20 protein-coding genes and 2 pseudogenes are annotated in these 15,388 nt (G+C 34.7%); 6 read left to right on the forward strand and 16 right to left on the reverse strand.

Annotated elements, in window-relative coordinates; translation table 11 throughout:
* Positions 1 to 7: 7 nt before the first annotated feature.
* From CEF19_RS00660 to CEF19_RS00670, 3 genes are all read right to left on the reverse strand, one after another.
* Complete coding sequence (locus CEF19_RS00660) at positions 8 to 406, reverse strand: hypothetical protein (RefSeq protein ID WP_100404298.1); 399 nt, start codon at positions 404 to 406, stop codon at positions 8 to 10.
* A 288-nt stretch (positions 407 to 694) separates the two neighbouring features.
* The gene (locus tag CEF19_RS00665; protein ID WP_227521886.1) at positions 695 to 1,498 is read right to left on the reverse strand and encodes a PAS domain S-box protein; all 804 of its coding nucleotides are present in this window, start codon (positions 1,496 to 1,498) and stop codon (positions 695 to 697) included.
* A gap of 130 nt (positions 1,499 to 1,628) precedes the next feature.
* Positions 1,629 to 1,910, reverse strand: coding sequence for a colicin immunity domain-containing protein (locus CEF19_RS00670; RefSeq protein ID WP_100404299.1), 282 nt, complete (start codon positions 1,908 to 1,910; stop codon positions 1,629 to 1,631).
* 343 nt (positions 1,911 to 2,253) lie between these two features.
* On the opposite strand from CEF19_RS00670, the gene CEF19_RS00675 reads away from it, so the two are divergent.
* A complete protein-coding gene (locus CEF19_RS00675; protein WP_100404291.1) occupies positions 2,254 to 3,489 on the forward strand; it encodes an IS110 family RNA-guided transposase in 1,236 nt (411 codons plus the stop codon).
* A gap of 209 nt (positions 3,490 to 3,698) precedes the next feature.
* On the opposite strand, the gene CEF19_RS23025 is transcribed toward CEF19_RS00675, so the two are convergent.
* From CEF19_RS23025 to CEF19_RS00700, 6 genes are all read right to left on the reverse strand, one after another.
* Positions 3,699 to 3,860, reverse strand: a complete 162-nt coding sequence (locus tag CEF19_RS23025; protein ID WP_157800854.1) for a hypothetical protein — start codon at positions 3,858 to 3,860, stop codon at positions 3,699 to 3,701.
* Positions 3,861 to 4,006: 146 nt separating this feature from the next.
* Entirely contained in the window at positions 4,007 to 4,276 is a 270-nt protein-coding gene (locus tag CEF19_RS00680; protein ID WP_100404300.1) for a hypothetical protein, read from the reverse strand.
* A gap of 272 nt (positions 4,277 to 4,548) precedes the next feature.
* Positions 4,549 to 5,346 carry an aminoglycoside phosphotransferase family protein gene (locus CEF19_RS00685; protein WP_100404301.1) on the reverse strand — a complete coding sequence of 266 codons (798 nt, stop codon included), beginning with the start codon at positions 5,344 to 5,346 and terminating at the stop codon, positions 4,549 to 4,551.
* A 799-nt stretch (positions 5,347 to 6,145) separates the two neighbouring features.
* On the reverse strand, positions 6,146 to 6,640 hold the full coding sequence (locus tag CEF19_RS00690) for a hypothetical protein (protein WP_100404302.1): 495 nt from the start codon (positions 6,638 to 6,640) through the stop codon (positions 6,146 to 6,148).
* Between the two features lie 148 nt (positions 6,641 to 6,788).
* Positions 6,789 to 7,307, reverse strand: a complete 519-nt coding sequence (locus CEF19_RS00695; protein WP_100404303.1) for a GNAT family N-acetyltransferase — start codon at positions 7,305 to 7,307, stop codon at positions 6,789 to 6,791.
* Between the two features lie 134 nt (positions 7,308 to 7,441).
* Positions 7,442 to 7,999 (reverse strand): histidine phosphatase family protein, encoded by a 558-nt coding sequence (locus CEF19_RS00700; RefSeq protein WP_100404304.1) that lies wholly within the window; start codon positions 7,997 to 7,999, stop codon positions 7,442 to 7,444.
* A gap of 577 nt (positions 8,000 to 8,576) precedes the next feature.
* Between CEF19_RS00700 and CEF19_RS00710 the strand changes: the two genes are divergently transcribed.
* Positions 8,577 to 8,984 carry a hypothetical protein gene (locus CEF19_RS00710; protein ID WP_227521887.1) on the forward strand — a complete coding sequence of 136 codons (408 nt, stop codon included), beginning with the start codon at positions 8,577 to 8,579 and terminating at the stop codon, positions 8,982 to 8,984.
* A gap of 204 nt (positions 8,985 to 9,188) precedes the next feature.
* Here the strand turns inward: CEF19_RS00710 and CEF19_RS00715 are convergent, their stop codons facing one another.
* The gene (locus tag CEF19_RS00715; RefSeq protein WP_406565376.1) at positions 9,189 to 9,647 is read right to left on the reverse strand and encodes an Lrp/AsnC family transcriptional regulator; all 459 of its coding nucleotides are present in this window, start codon (positions 9,645 to 9,647) and stop codon (positions 9,189 to 9,191) included.
* Positions 9,648 to 9,670: 23 nt separating this feature from the next.
* Here CEF19_RS00715 and CEF19_RS23420 point away from each other — a divergent pair, with 23 nt between their 5' ends.
* Positions 9,671 to 9,817: a MerR family DNA-binding transcriptional regulator gene (locus CEF19_RS23420; RefSeq protein ID WP_198510220.1), complete on the forward strand. Its 147-nt coding sequence runs from the start codon at positions 9,671 to 9,673 to the stop codon at positions 9,815 to 9,817.
* Entirely contained in the window at positions 9,807 to 10,022 is a 216-nt protein-coding gene (locus CEF19_RS23425; RefSeq protein ID WP_198510221.1) for a MerR family DNA-binding protein, read from the forward strand. Before CEF19_RS23420 ends, CEF19_RS23425 begins: the two co-directional genes overlap by 11 nt.
* Positions 10,023 to 10,053: 31 nt before the next feature.
* On the opposite strand, the gene CEF19_RS00725 is transcribed toward CEF19_RS23425, so the two are convergent.
* From CEF19_RS00725 to CEF19_RS00750, 6 genes and pseudogenes are all read right to left on the reverse strand, one after another.
* Positions 10,054 to 10,350 carry a hypothetical protein gene (locus tag CEF19_RS00725; protein WP_100404307.1) on the reverse strand — a complete coding sequence of 99 codons (297 nt, stop codon included), beginning with the start codon at positions 10,348 to 10,350 and terminating at the stop codon, positions 10,054 to 10,056.
* Between the two features lie 57 nt (positions 10,351 to 10,407).
* Complete coding sequence (locus CEF19_RS00730) at positions 10,408 to 10,719, reverse strand: hypothetical protein (RefSeq protein WP_100404308.1); 312 nt, start codon at positions 10,717 to 10,719, stop codon at positions 10,408 to 10,410.
* Positions 10,720 to 11,364: 645 nt separating this feature from the next.
* On the reverse strand, positions 11,365 to 11,742 hold the full coding sequence (locus CEF19_RS00735; RefSeq protein ID WP_100404309.1) for a YmaF family protein: 378 nt from the start codon (positions 11,740 to 11,742) through the stop codon (positions 11,365 to 11,367).
* Between the two features lie 71 nt (positions 11,743 to 11,813).
* Complete coding sequence (locus CEF19_RS00740; protein WP_100404310.1) at positions 11,814 to 11,924, reverse strand: YjcZ family sporulation protein; 111 nt, start codon at positions 11,922 to 11,924, stop codon at positions 11,814 to 11,816.
* Between the two features lie 166 nt (positions 11,925 to 12,090).
* Positions 12,091 to 12,562: pseudogene (locus CEF19_RS00745) on the reverse strand (Rieske 2Fe-2S domain-containing protein); the annotation flags it as partial.
* A gap of 242 nt (positions 12,563 to 12,804) precedes the next feature.
* Positions 12,805 to 13,251, reverse strand: a complete 447-nt coding sequence (locus tag CEF19_RS00750) for a GNAT family N-acetyltransferase (RefSeq protein ID WP_100404311.1) — start codon at positions 13,249 to 13,251, stop codon at positions 12,805 to 12,807.
* Between the two features lie 568 nt (positions 13,252 to 13,819).
* On the opposite strand from CEF19_RS00750, the gene CEF19_RS00755 reads away from it, so the two are divergent.
* Together CEF19_RS00755 and CEF19_RS00760 are read left to right on the forward strand one after the other, a co-directional pair.
* A complete protein-coding gene (locus CEF19_RS00755) occupies positions 13,820 to 14,509 on the forward strand; it encodes a hypothetical protein (RefSeq protein WP_100404312.1) in 690 nt (229 codons plus the stop codon).
* Between the two features lie 320 nt (positions 14,510 to 14,829).
* Positions 14,830 to 15,388 (forward strand): annotated as a pseudogene (locus CEF19_RS00760) (IS110 family transposase); the annotation flags it as partial.

Here is a 15,388-nt window from a genome sequence, read left to right on the forward strand (position 1 = left end):
GTGTTGACTATCCAGCTCCATTTTGTTCGAGGTTCTTAGTCAACCCTTTATTCTTAGCTAAGATAATAGTTAACTCATTTTTTTTAGCCTTTTTAAGTAACATATCCTTAATAACCATATCATCCTCTGCCCAACTCATGTCTCTTGTAAAGATAGTGACTCTTCCACCTTTATTAATCCAACGAAACATATATTCGTTAATTTCCTTTTCACTTTTACAATAAATCCCTTTATTTTTCTGGCTTAACTTCATCTCCCAAACAATAGCTAAAATAAATAAAATTATTGCTAGACAGATTAAGAACCCCATTAAAAATGCAGAAGGATTTTCATTTCCCTCTATTAAAAAAATAATACCTATTAATGATCCTAATGTTCCTAAATGACCAAACCACTTCAAATACATAAATAACCTCCCACTATTTTCCTTATAAACAATTATAATTTACTATTATGGATCATTCTATAGATTATATTAATTATTTTGGAAACAATAGAGTATTCAATAGCAATATACTAGTGTTCGACAATCTAGCTCAATTGCGGAACTCACCAATAAGTAAAAGTTTCATCACTTCAAGTATATTCTTTAAACAAAGGAAAGCTATTAATTGCGCAGTAATTGTCTACTACGCATTAACATTAATAAAAGGAGCTGCCGTCTTGACAACTCCTTATTACACTATTGCACCCTTTAGTTGAAGAACACATCATTCTTATTTTCCTTTGAATTGCTTATATATCTTAATGCCTGTTCCACATCCTTCATGGTATTTAAAGAGGTTAATTCACTTTTACCATATCTATTTACCAATTTGTGAGCAAGTTCTGGTCTTATCCCTGTATATATTGAGTCAACTCCTAATAAGTTCAGTATAGAATGAACTTTATATAAAAAATCTAATATAACTTCGTCTATATCATAAAGACCCGAAACATCTACAATTAAACGACTAAGTTCCTGGCTTTGAACTTTGGGAGGTAAATTAACTAAAAGTCGAATGGCTCTATCCTCATTAACGTGACCTACCAATGGAAGGACGGCAACGTCTCGGGATATAGGTACAATAGGTGACATAACATTTATAAGTTGTCTCTCAGCTTCTTTACGTGGAGTGATATCACGAATGATCGATTGCATTGCTTTGGTTTTACCATACATAACAGGGTGGCAGAAAAGATCAACCTCAACAACCGTACCATCAACTCTGTATATTGTTGTTTCCATTAGTTCACCAACCCGACGCTCCTCTTCTCCCTGTCGTATTCTCTCAATAATAAAATCTCTATAGTCTTCAGTAAAAACATCTACTACATTAGCTCCGATTAAGTCCTTTTTTTTTTTCGCCCTCAAAAGTTCCACGCCAGCTTCATTTATGTATAAGACCTTATGATTAGAATGAATGATTGTAGTTTCAAATGAATATTCAATGATTTGTTTGTATTTCTCCTCATCATTTTTTATTACTTTTTGGTCCCTATCCATTGGATTATGCATTATTTCCCCTCACTTATCTAAAAATTATGTATAGATTAATTATATAACACCTTAAAATATTTATGTAATTAACACTTATATTTTCTACAACATTTCTTGCGAGCTAACCTGCCAGTTCGTTGAAGAAAAACTAAGGGTTATTTAACACATTATTTAAATTAATTAATGCTTCACGTACTTCTTTCCTTAGTTGTTGTTCGGAAATTTCAAAGGCAGTTTCTTGTCCAGGAAGACATTCGCGCCAATAACAATCAACTGCTTCAAAGACTCCGTTTAAGATATGGAATAGCGTATTATCCATTCTTTCTGTCTCTTTTTTAAATGTACTTAGGTAGTTGTGTTCAAAATCCTCAACAGAAATTACTTCATTTAAAAAATCCTCAATTAACCTTTTATACCTGTAAGTAAACATTTCTTACCTCTTTTATTGAATTTGTTCAATTTATTTTAATGATATTTTCCTTTAAGAACAATCCTTCTTTATTCCACTATTCTGCCCCGTTCGTATTATAAGGTCAGCCAGATAAGAAAATATTTCTGGTTGACCTTTTTTAATATGGTCTTATTATAACGGTAGCCGGGGTAAAACGTAACTGCCCGTGGGACTTGATCCCGTCAGCTAAACAGTTTGCCCCCTACTTGTAGAAACATGATTGAGGCTGGTTGGGACGTAGATCTCGTATAACAAGCGAAGCTGTGATACTGCAAGAAGGATTAGGGGTACCGGTTAATATATCTTTTGGAGGGGATATCGAATGAATCCAGTCATTGGTCTGGATGTATCAAAAGGAGAAAGTCAGATTCAGGCTTTCTTAGACAAGGGAAAACCATACCGTAAGAGCTTTAAAGTATCTCATACTCTTGAAGGACTAGATTATCTTGTCCGATTTATTGAAGAAGTGAAAGCTGAGACTGGGAAGAAACCTCCGGTTATTCTAGAAGCAACAGGACATTATCAAAGTCCTATCGTTCACTATCTTGAGGAGCGTGGATACCTATTAATTATTATTAATCCATTAATTTCTTATAAGGCCAAAAGTTCTAGCTTACGAAAGGTAAAGACTGACGCAGTTGATGCCTATCTATTGTGCGAACTTTTCTATAAAGAGGAACTAGAACCCTATAAAAAACGAGGCGTCCAACTATTAAACTTACGTAATCTTACAAGACAACATGAGAACATTACTGGTACTGTCATTCAAACAAAGTTACAGTTTCAAGCCATTCTCGATCAGGTTTTCCCTGAGTATAGAGGTGTGTTTGGAGATTTATACTCTATTGTATCTCTATTAACTCTAAGGACCTTTCCTTCGTCTGAGGATATATTAAATGCGGATGATGAAACCCTAACAAGCACCATTCATGAGTTCTGTAAGAGTCGTTCAAGGGTTTGGGCAAGTGAGAAAACAGAACAGCTCAGAGCTGCAGCTATGCGTAATCCATTTGAGAAAACTGTTTATCAGAGTCATATTTTGAGTCTGGGGATGTTTATTAATATTCTTCTCCAATACAAAGAGCACCTATCAACGTTAGAGTCAGAGATAGATGCCCTTGCGAAAGAAGTTGAAGAATATACCATTATCAAATCAATTCCTGGAATCGGAGAAAAGATCGCGGCAACGATTATATCCGAGATTGGGGAAATCGATCGATTTGATCATCCTAAGAAGCTAGTCGCATTCGCTGGAGTAGATCCAAGCGTTTTTGAATCTGGTAAATTCACAGCTACTAAGAATCGGATTACAAAACGTGGTTCCAGTAGGCTTCGGCACGCATTATATATGGGTGTAAGGTGTGCAATTCGAGACTGTCGCAAGAAGAAAACGAGTGATGAAATTATCCCTCGTAATAAGAAATTACGTGAGTTCTACGACAAGAAACGTGATGAAGGAAAGCCTTTCAAAGTGGCTGTCATTGCTTGTGTAAATAAGCTCTTACATTGGATTTTTGCCCTGTTAAAAAGCAACACATTATTCCAAGATGTAGTATAATCACTACGTCTAGCTAAATAGTCCAAAACCTTCCAAGTGCTGAGAAATGGTAGGTTATTTAGTGTACTCATTTTTAGTATATCATTTGCATTTAAACTTTTTTATTGAAAAATATTGACAAACTATTAGCTGGTTTAGCGCAATAAGCCAAAGGAGCTACCGTTACGACAGCTCCCACTCTTTCGCTCAAGCACCCGTTAGTGAAAATTTTACTCTTCTTTTTTTGAAAGAAGTTTGATGATTTTTTCATTTTGTTCTATCTGTTGTTCCAAACGATATTGCAGTATTTTTAATTTATCATTCATTAAAAATACTGCAATAACTAATGCAACAAATTCGACAATTAAAATCAACGTTAACGCTTCTCCCACTTCTAACACCCCTTTACTTTAGTCATTAATTACTTTTTTCTTGTTTAACTCTTCTGTCTCGTTAGCGCAATAAGCAACAGGAGCTGCCGAATGACAACTCCTGTTGTTAAACTCATGCACCTGTTACTTGAAGAAGAGATTTTTTCTTAAGCAGGTGGTCCCATCATATATTCTGCAAAAATCGCTAAAGAACAAAAAGCTAAACTGTTTATATTGGCAACAATAGAAATTACTGAGAGAGAAATTCTTTTCTTCTTAGAACGATATTTACCCAACGACTTAATCGAAAAAACTAATCCAGCAATAAAAAGAATAAACCACAAAATGTATGAGTAATTGGGAAATTTAAGAAAATTGATAATAAAAATAGTATTTAATAATAAAATCAAAAACAATGCAAAATTATAAAGTTTCATTTTCTCACCCTTTTAGTCATATCGAACACCATCATAACACAATTACTTCTTCAATAATCCTGCCAAGTTAGTCGAGCAAGGAAAGCGATGATTCGAATATTCAAGCATCGCCCCCGTTAATTTAAGTACATTGATTCACAAACTTGTTCTTTTTCATCTGCTATTAGCACTGTAATGCTGCCCCTTGCGTAGAAATAACATTAACAAAAATAGCGTCAAACCTTCTAGGCTTAACGCTACTAATATTCATTTACTTAAAGAAAACTGTTTTCTTAAATCCACTCTTTTCCATGTTCACGAATAAATTGAAGTTCATTTTGATAATGTTCAAGATGCCCTTCATCTATCATCTTTTGAAAAGCCACATCACCTTCACTGGCTTTTTTTATCATGTATTTACATAATCCTTCAACTCGTAGCAATACCATCTCTAAAAAGCCTTTTTCCATTCCCTCAATACCATAGGATTCAAAAAATAAATTAACCCTTTGTTTTATGCGGTCTCCATCCTTTAATGGATCATAGCAAACTGCCTCACCTGTTTTAGTATTATAAGGTCTACTTAAAGGGACGCAAGTGTAAAGAGTATAGGCTATGTCCCAAAGTCTTGGACCTGGACCAGCAACATCAAAATCAATAATGCCTACTGGTCTTTTGTGATTAAAAATAATATTGTATATGGCAAAATCATTGTGGCATACAACTTCTATTTTGTTTGGAGTATTATCTATCGGTTTCCAATCATCTGATAACGGAAAGTCACTCACAGCATCATGGTAAAGACGAAGCATTCTCGCTATTTCTTTTAAGACATCATTAGACCACATGTATTCTTTTAAAGGATAATTACCTGCGTCTCCTTCAATAAATGATAATATCTCTCTTCCTTTTTCATCAATACCTAAAAACTTTGGTGCGTAACTGAAACCTTTGTTCTCCAAATGCTTTAACAACTTATGAATTTTGGGGCTATCTTCCTTTAAGTCTCGTCGCACAGTATCTCCCGAACGATATACGTTTGAGACATTCCCACCTGATAACATTTCTTCGTTTTCGTACTGACTTTTCATTATTAAAAATTCCCCCAATTTAGGGACGCTATGATTGTGTCAATAGAGATGTATTTTTACCCATAAATAAAAGCAGATGCACAAAGGTATCTGCTTGGTAATGGGGATTTAATTGTCCACACCATGTATCCCCTGAATGATTTCAGATAGACGAATAAACGTATCCTTTATTATCAAGGACCGATTAACGTCTCTATCCAATTAATTAATCATTTCAAGGTATTCCACATATGTAGTATAGATTCCCCTTTCTTTACATCTCTAATTCAGATATTACCAAAGATTTCTAAATAAATGAAGAGGATTTTATTTATTTATTATATTGTTCTGTCTATTCAAATATCTCGTCTCGAAAGTGTATATCATTTCCTCTGAGATAAATACCAACAAAAGTGTCTTGTTCAACTAACCTGACCTTATATGTAGTATGAATTTCGACCGTATCTAACGTTAATAAACATGCAAAAAAAGCCTGTTTCCTATCTTTGTTTACTTGTTATATATAGTTAATAATTATAGTTTTCAACGTAAACAACGATAGGACTTTCCTGGGAGGGGGGTATGATAGGCTGGCTTGCCTGCTGAAACACCTACTTCAGCCTTTCAGGACCAATCATGCCCCCCAGAGGCTCCAGGTCAAGTCCTTATACGCTTATCTATGATTACATGTAAACAAAGGTAAAAGGTGCACCATATCAATGTTTTTGAACGGATACTACATATAAGGGTGCTTTACTTTAATAAGAAAACAGGCAATCACTGAATATTGAAGGATTGCCCCCTTTAGCTTAATAACATTTCATTCAATATCTAAGGAGAAAGAATAACTTGCGGTTCCCTGTTCCCAATGAGCAAGAACCTCGAAAATTTTAATGCCTTCATGATTTGTAAGGTCTAACTCATTGTATGACCCTATAACATTTTTTTCAGTATCCCAATCTCTTATCTGGAATTGCGTTGGAGACATTTCAAATTCTAATGTAACAATCGTGTTTGAATTTACTTTTACTGGTTCTTGTTTCTCAACAATACTTGTAGGAGCATCTGCATCAGCAGCGATTGAAGCACCATTTCCATTATCATCAATATAACTCCAAGTATAAGTTCCTAGTATAGCTTCGATTTTATCTTCACCGACTGAAATTACTAAATTAGGTGGTCTAAGTATTTGGGAAGTATTTTCATCTAGTTTATTACTATCAGTATAGTTAGCCTCTTGATTATTATTTGAACATCCTACTACCGTAATAAATGTGAGTAGGATTAATAAATAAGAAGTAAGCCTCTTCTTCATTTTGTTCCCCCTTTTTTATGATAGACGCCACTTCAACAAAAAAAGCTTCAATTTTCCGGTGCTTCTTCCACTAAACGCTCCGTTACTTCAACAAGAGGAAGGTGATAACCTTTATAAAGCTATCGCTACCCGTTTGTTGAAGAAGGATTTATATTAAAAAAGCTGTATCAGTCCACCCATAAGCAATATCTTTATACGTTTGACCTTTTAATTCTAACACCCCTTCTCGTACTTCTTTGCCTCCAAGGGATTTATAAAATTCTCTGGCAGAAATATTGTTTTCAAGTACAAGGACGAGTAAAGAATTAAAACCATTCTCTCTCAACTGCTTTGTCACAGCCGTAAATAGCTTTCTACCTAAGCCCAATCCTTGGTATTCATCTAAAATATAAATTGCGTGTAATTCACCGTTGTACAAGGGGTCATTACCCCTTTCTGGTCCACCCGATGCAAAACCAACAATATTTCCTTCTTTGTCCTCTGCCACATAAATAAACATATCTTTATCAGACAATACATTTAGATGACGTTTCTCGGACCATTCATATGTTAAGTTTTCAATAAAATCGGAATCCACTATACCTTTATAAGTTGTTCGCCAACTATCGATATGAACTTTAGCTATGGATGGTATGTCCTCATGTGTAGCTATTCTAATATTAAACATTGTTTTATCAACTCCAGAAACCTATTATATCCCTTATAGGTTCAATTCCTACCTCAATTATCCTGCCCGATAGTGGAACAAGGAAAGCGACGCTTCACTGTTCAAGCATCGCACCCGATAGTTGAAGAACAATATTAAAGTTTGTCCCATAATCTTTCTGCGTGTCTTAGCAATTTGCCATCAAAAGTTAATTTATATATATCTGGCATATCGAGATTTTGCCAAAAAGAAAAATCATATTGTTTGTCAAAGAAATTCATGATTAGAACCATTATATTTCCATGTGTTCCGGTAACTACATTTTTATCTTTGTAACTCTCTAATACATTATAAGTGGAATCTACACCTCTTTTTTGTGCGACAAAGTTAGACTCACCTCCTTCCCATGAAAAGTTGTAGTCTTCCCATACTTTTGTTATCGCAAGAGTAAAATCTTCAGCAGGGACTGTGGTTAAAGTACGTTCTTTAAAACCATCTATAATTTCAACTTTTCTATTTATGTGTTCAGCTATGCCAGCGACAGTTTGGACAGCTCGTTTATACGGACTTGAAACTACAATATCAACTTCCTCTTTTTCTAATAATTTAGTAACTCTTGTTGCATCAGTAAAACCTCTTTCCGATAAAGGTCTATTTAATTCATCGGGTGTGTATGTAGAGTGTGCATGCCTAACAAAATATAAATTAGTCAAGTTAATATCAACTCCTAATAATTTTTCATTTTTGTTATATTAAACCGCTTCTTTATTTTACCATTTTTACCTATGGAAGGTTGAAAAAAAGCGTCCCTAATTAAAGGAACGCACCCTTTAGCTTAATAAAGACTAGCTTTCTTCCCATCTTAAAAATGCCCAAAATTGCAATTTCTCCATTTCTAACGGAAACCTATGATTTATATACTCTTCTTTACAGTATATATTACGGGTGAATATTCCTTTCCAAACTATATTTTTCCAATCCTGTTCTTGATGATATTCTTTTGTAAATACTTTTGCTTCAAAAAATAGAAATAACCCAAAGAGTACAAAAAATATAGGACCGAAACAATGCCACACCTTTAATCATGACCGTCCTATACACACATACAATCGCTCTTTTACTAACAGAAATAAATTAAATTTTCCTATTGAAGGGATTGATTTTGATTCTGTCAAAAGCGTGGGAATGTTATGAAGCCGACAGGAGAAATCTAAATTTGCCTTACATATACGGTAACATAACCCAAGCTGGGAGAATATCATACTGGTGTAAAGAAAGGAGAGCTGTTAAGTGAACAACAACATCCAAATGAATCCTCATCAATTTCAGGGTGATTACCATCCTGACCAAATTAAAGGTCTATGTAAAAAGTATATGAACTACCATGTTATAGGACAACTGAGTGATGGATCACAGTTTGATGGTATTATCGATAGCATGGATGAAGAAGGTGTTACTATGTTAGTTCCCGAAGATGTTGATGCAGGACAAATGAATAGGCAATTTGGCTATGGAGATGATGATTACTACGATAATGATTACGATTACGATGATTACGGACGACCTCGCAGGAGAAGATTTCGTCGATTCCGCCGACGTCGTTTCCCATTTCGTTTTTTTAGAAGAATATTCCGTTACCCATATTACTACCCTCCTTACCCTTATTATCCCTGGTATGGATACGGTGGTGGATACTAGTTATAGCCCCTTTAAATAGTGATTTAAGGCAGCATAAATGCTGCCTTTTAAACTGAAGTAGCGCCAACAATGATGTAATCTTAAAAAGAATACTATAACTTCAATATTAAACTCCCTCTTTAACACAAAAGCGACTGCTCTTATTGAACAATCGCTCCCGTCTGTTTAAGTACATTACTTCATAAATCACGATTATGTTAATGGCTATTTATCAATAACAATTGATAATTTATAGTTGGCATGCTCGTTTAATTCTTCTAAAAATTGATTCATTCGTTTATTGGATGGAAATTTACATTCAAGAAGATAACAACCATCTCCACTAATCTTATAGTTACGTACAAGATATTGTTCCTGCGTTTTGATGAACGATAAATATGGCTGATGGTTAGTGCTTTGTGTAAAGATCGTTAGAAAAGCATGTATATAAAATCCCAATTTAACTTGGTTAACATTAATGGTATAACCCTCAATCACTCCACTATCTTCCAATTTTGCCACTCTAGCTGAAACAGCTGGACCGGTCAAATGGACTTTCTCACCTAATTCTTTCATTGAGGCTTTGTTATCGAATTGTAGATCTAGTTGTTCAACTACAAAGGTAAGATAAGATTCATTTGTACGAATGGAGCTGATACGGAAAACTAATTTCCGAAAAGCTATCTAATAACTGAGGAGGGGATGAAATGGAAGGATTAACAATAAGCCAAATAGCAAAAGAAACAAGCGTCAATATTGAAACCATTCGATATTATGAAAGGCGTGGGTTGATTTCTGAACCTCCTCGAACGGAATCAGGTTACAGAAAATTTCCTCAAAGTCGTGAAAAATAGTCAATTTATTAAGCGAACGCAAGATTTAGGGTTTACGCTCGAAGAAATTAAAAGTCTTTTATCTGCTTCAAATGATAAAATATTTCGTTCAGAGGAAATGCAGAATTTTGCAACAAGTAAAATTAAAGAGATTGAAACGAAAATTCATGATTTACACAAAATGAAAACATTAATTAATCCTAAAACGAATAACCTATCCCTCTAAAACTGACGAATTTATGTAAAGAAGAAATAAGTTAAAACCAATTTCTTCTTGAATTTTGTTGGGGAAAATCGAATAGTTTTGGCTTACTTACAGTGATATTATTATTAGTTAATTTCCGTTTTTCCTTATCTCTATCTATTAATGAATCAAGCTTTTGAATTGCCTTTTCTAGTTCTAGTTCATTTAAATCTCCCCTAGCATATAAACTACATATCATGCCATAAGCAATTGCTTTTGTATCAATATCTACTTTCACTGTAAGGTCAACATCTGAGTTTCCGCTATGCCCAACCATTGTATTAAGTTTGTTTTCAACAGGTTTCTGCATATTTTATCCTCCCAATATTGGAAAGGGATACTAGAAAGCTAGTATCCCTTATTTTTCTTAAATGTCTAGTTCTTGATCTTGTTCTTGGTCTGAATCAGCATCTGATCTTGCACGTACTCTGGCTCGTGAGTTACTATCAACAGTTATATCTATATCCAACCTAGAGTTTCCACTATTAAAAACTTTAGCTCTGGCGATACTTGTGTTTTTGTCTTTTAAATTAATATCATTTTCATTATCTAGGTCATTATCAAGTCTAGAATCTAATTCCGTATCTACATCTACGTCACTACGAACCTCACTGTCAACATTATTCCTTGAACCTCTTCTGTTACCGAATCTATCTGGGTTTCTCCATACTCTACTCATTTGTACCCCTCCTTTCGTTTTAGACTTACTATAATTTATTCATATTGATAATTTATGATTGGACAAAGGTACTAAGAATATGGTAAATACTAGCGTATTCTTTAAATAAAGTTTGGAAAACCAAAATCAATTTATTACATATAGCGATAAGTGAAGTATATCCTTAGATTTACGCTATTCCTGTTATTCAAGTATCCTTACTTTCTTAACCAACCGATTTTTATCAAATGTATAGTTTCTATATAAAAAAGTTTACTTAACATTCACATTTAAGGATTCACCTTGGAATAATGGACAAAGTTTTCACGTAATTATTATAAATACAAGTTTTTAGGGGGAATTTAATGGATATATATGAAGGTTTTTTCCAATAATTTGGTCAAGTCAATTATGCTAAACCTTGTCCAAACCCTCATTGTTATAATCCTAATTGCAAATGTGGTTATAACTGTCAATGTACACCAGAACGTCAATGCGAATGTGATACAGAAGGCTTTCAATCAATATTGCACATTACGTTCCTACTTAACAAACTCACTTCGAGCAAAAGAGAGTCAACATCTCTATATGTTGGCTCTTTTCTCATCTCACTTAAAAGAATTATTTGTTAGGACTATCGCTGACGCTATTTTACTATTTTTTATACTAAGGACTTGTTTTACCAATGTACCTATGTCTATGTGGAATAGCACCATCAACAGAAGTTTCCCCACTAAACTCATGATAATGCCCCCCGTCGGGGAGACGGACAGCTGGCCCTGTTACTCCATGAATAACATGTTTATGTCTATCATCAACAGTAGTAAAAGTAAAATACTTATGAGTATGCTGTACCCCGCTTGGTGCAGGTTCTGTTGTTCCTGCATAATAATGGTTATGCCCTACATCAAAAGATGTTACACCTTTAAATTGATGGGTATGAACTGGTTGCCCATCCCAACTAGTTATATACAGATTATGTGAATGAAAAGGGTCATCCCCTTCAGAGTAATACAAAAATCCTGTTACAGGTACATTAGACATCGATAAAACCACCCTTTCATTTTTTTGAAGTAAAGAGCCACCAGATGCTTCTGATTGGATCCTCTTCTTACTTAGTAAGCGCCGTAACCGCCGTAACCGCCACCAGATGCTCCTACAATAATTAATAGGATAAACAATACAACAATTAACGCAAAACCTGCGCCTGCATAACCGGTACTCATGATTAGCAACCCCTTATTTCATATTTATAGACTATTTTTATAAAGTTTTTTTGCTTGGATATAATCATTAGAAAAAACTATGAAAACCATCTTATTTTTCAAAACGCTTAAAGGGGAGCTTGTTTACAAGCTCCCCTTTAAGCGTTTTGTTATTATGGTCTTACTTCTAATAACCTGAGTCTTCTGAAGTTAAGTTGTCAAGCATGGTATGTTCAATTCGTTGTAAGGGCTTTTCAGCTGGCCCTTCAATGACTTCGCCCGTGTAGGAAAACTTTGATCCATGACATGGGCAATCCCAAGTTCGATCCCATGATTCCAATTAACTTCACAACCTATGTGGGTACAGGTTGTATCGACAATATGTAGCTTCCCTTTATCATCCTTATAAGCACCTTTGCGCTTTCCGTCAATTGTAACAGCTGCACCTTCATCATTGGATAAGTCATTTACGTTTTTATCTGGTTTCTCAAGCTTTCCTTTTATTAAATGCTTTACCACATCAGCATTTTTCCTGAAAAACCTTTTTACACTAGGATCTTCGTAAAAACGAGATGGAGTATACAACGTTTTGAAAGGGTCCCCTTTTCTAAAACAATATCGTTTAGTAAACTTGCGGCAGCGGTCCCATTGGTCATCCCCACACTCACACTCCCGCTTCAAACTATTAGGAGTATGGTCAGTGTGATTAGTAGTTTTATTCAACAATCTGGTACTAGAATGGAAAATAAGCGCTTATCCTTGTTCAAGGAAAGCCCCCGTTAGCCATCCATGAAACTCTGCTTCACCACAAAAAATGAGAGAAAAAAACATTCTCTCATGGTAGTTGAACAAAAAGGTTTTACTCCTTATAGAAGTAAATCCTCCCTTAGTATTAGACACTTTACAAGGTAAACTTTGCTAATTGTTCACCCCAAGATGATAATTCAGTTTCAATAAATCCAGCCTTTTTATAAGCAAATTTCGCCGAAAGATTTTCAGGATTATAACCAATCATAATTAGAGGAATATTTTTATCATTAATGTCTCTTATCTTTTCAATAATGAGATATATAGCCTGTACTCCTATACCTTTTCTTTGGTATTCTTTATCAATCATAAGTCTATAAATCCAATAATTATTATCGTCAGGGTCTATACCATACATTGTAAACCCTATCATTTTGTTATCAATATATATACCTTTTGCATAGAAGTTATCTAAAAATTGAACTTCTGCAATAGAATAAAGATTGGAGGCAATAAATGTATGTTGTTCTTCTTTTACAGATAATTTAATAGCTTCTTCCCAGTTGCTTTTATCAATGGATTCTAAAGAAATTTTATTCAATATGATACCCCTTTCAATATTGAGGGGAACCACGCAGTTTATGGGCTAGTGAAACGTTATCCCCTCATATTTACGCCCAAAGATAATTAATTCGTTTTTCATCGACAACGCCTCCTTTTACTAAAACTACATAACAATATATTCTATATTTCTCGAATAATTCCTGCAACTAAAACCACTAGAAATTATAATTATTCTTCAATTAAACTGCTTCATTAGTTTAACATTAATTTCCAAACGGTTGACATAAAAAAACATCTTGTTGAAGGAATGCTACCCGTTAATTTAAGTGAAAACCTTCACAATTGTTCCATTATATATAAAATATTAATTTTCATTTTTTTACCTCAATATCATTTAAACCTTCAAACCCACGTTTCATGAAAATTTCATAAAACTCATACCTCATGTTTTCGCCATCACTATTATGGCTCATTAGAATAATCAGTTCAAGAAAATTGCGTTAACCCTTCTGATTTAACACACCTGTTAGTTAATAAAATACATAGTATATATATATAAATTTATCAAAAAATAAAAAAACTACATATTTGAAAGGGTGATACATTTGGAACAAGAAGAAAAATTGAAAACAGCAGCAACCGCTATGGCAAGTGATTTAAAGGTACAGGCTATTGGAGGAGCAGAAAAACCAACTAAAACTGTTGTAGATATGAACACAGTACAAGCGTTTATTCAAGATTGGAATGCTATGTCTACAAAAGCAACCAAACTGACAATTGAACAATACGGTCCCCCAAACGAAGCAACTCCAAGTAGACTAATATGGTATAACAACGGAGCGTGGAAACGTACAATTGTCTATCGCGATGAAATTCCCCATGATTTCCCGCAACCTCATACTGATGTCATTGAAAACTATATAAACTATACTGTACCACCAGAAATGTTTAGCGAACTTGCTAAGTTTGATGGTAGTGTGATTGTTGAAAGGACAAGAGGTGAAGTGTCTTCGCGATGCGATATGGAAGCAGCTAATATTCTTGCTCTTAACCTAATGAATGATATTGTTACAGGTAAGTTAAACGCTGAGAAAGCGCGTGATGTTTATTGTGAAGTAACTTCAGCTTTTATTATGAATAGACCAGCACCTTATGCCGAGAAACTTCAATTTGAAGTATCAACAGCAGAAAAATACGATACAGATAGAGTTATGATTGCTGATGAAATGATTGAACAAGGGATTGAAAAAGTTAAAGATATGATTAATCAAAAACAAGATACTCACTACCATTAAGCACTAGAACTGTCGGTGACTCACTCGGCAGTTTTTTTGCCTCTTATGTAACTATTCTGCCTCGTTCGTATTATAAGGTCAGCCAGATAAGAAAATATTTCTGGTTGACCTTGTTTTATATGGTCTTATTATAACAGTAGCCGGGGTAAAACGTCTCTGCCCGTGGGACATAGATCCCGTCAAGTAAACAGTTTACCCCCTACTTGTAGAAACATGATTGAGGCTGGTTGGGACGTAGATCTCGTATAACAAGCGAAGCTGTGACACTACAAGAAGGAATTAGGGGTACCGGTTAGATTATCATTTGGAGGGGATTTAGAATGAATCCAGTCATTGGTCTGGATGTGTCAAAAGGAGAAAGTCAGGTTCAAGCATTTCTAGATAAAGGGAAACCATACCGTAAGAGCTTTAAAGTATCACATATTAATGAGGGACTTGAATCCCTTGTGGAATTCATCGAAGGTTTGACTGCTGAGATAGGGAAGAAACCTCCGGTTATTCTGGAAGCAACAGGACACTATCAAGCTCCTATTGTTCACTATCTCCAGGAGCGAGGCTATCTCTTAATCATTATTAACCCATTGATTTCTTACAAGGCCAAAAGTTCAAGTTTACGAAAGGTTAAGACGGACGCTGCTGATGCTTATCTTTTGTGCGAACTCTATTATAAAGAGGAACTTGAGCCATACAAAAGCGTGGCGTTCAGCTCTTAAACTTACGTGACCTTACGAGACAACACGAAACTATTACTGGTACTTTAATTCAGACAAAACTACAATTCCAAGCGATTTTAGATCAAGTATTTCCTGAATTCAGAGGTGTGTTTGGGGATTTATATTCGGTTGTGTCGCTATTAACTTTAAAGAAATTTCCTTCGTC

This window comes from Bacillus solitudinis (assembly GCF_002797395.1).
GTDB lineage: Bacteria > Bacillota > Bacilli > Bacillales > Bacillaceae_D > Halalkalibacter_A > Halalkalibacter_A solitudinis.

Coding starts and splice junctions, on each gene's coding strand:
- CEF19_RS00660 (WP_100404298.1), bottom strand. CDS start 406: ATGTATTTGAAGTGGTTTGGTCATTTAGGAACATTAGGATCATTAATA.
- CEF19_RS00665 (WP_227521886.1), bottom strand. CDS start 1,498: ATGCATAATCCAATGGATAGGGACCAAAAAGTAATAAAAAATGATGAG.
- CEF19_RS00670 (WP_100404299.1), bottom strand. CDS start 1,910: ATGTTTACTTACAGGTATAAAAGGTTAATTGAGGATTTTTTAAATGAA.
- CEF19_RS00675 (WP_100404291.1), top strand. CDS start 2,254: ATGAATCCAGTCATTGGTCTGGATGTATCAAAAGGAGAAAGTCAGATT.
- CEF19_RS00680 (WP_100404300.1), bottom strand. CDS start 4,276: ATGAAACTTTATAATTTTGCATTGTTTTTGATTTTATTATTAAATACT.
- CEF19_RS00685 (WP_100404301.1), bottom strand. CDS start 5,346: ATGAAAAGTCAGTACGAAAACGAAGAAATGTTATCAGGTGGGAATGTC.
- CEF19_RS00690 (WP_100404302.1), bottom strand. CDS start 6,640: ATGAAGAAGAGGCTTACTTCTTATTTATTAATCCTACTCACATTTATT.
- CEF19_RS00695 (WP_100404303.1), bottom strand. CDS start 7,307: ATGTTTAATATTAGAATAGCTACACATGAGGACATACCATCCATAGCT.
- CEF19_RS23420 (WP_198510220.1), top strand. CDS start 9,671: ATGGAAGGATTAACAATAAGCCAAATAGCAAAAGAAACAAGCGTCAAT.
- CEF19_RS00725 (WP_100404307.1), bottom strand. CDS start 10,350: ATGCAGAAACCTGTTGAAAACAAACTTAATACAATGGTTGGGCATAGC.
- CEF19_RS00730 (WP_100404308.1), bottom strand. CDS start 10,719: ATGAGTAGAGTATGGAGAAACCCAGATAGATTCGGTAACAGAAGAGGT.
- CEF19_RS00735 (WP_100404309.1), bottom strand. CDS start 11,742: ATGTCTAATGTACCTGTAACAGGATTTTTGTATTACTCTGAAGGGGAT.
- CEF19_RS00740 (WP_100404310.1), bottom strand. CDS start 11,924: ATGAGTACCGGTTATGCAGGCGCAGGTTTTGCGTTAATTGTTGTATTG.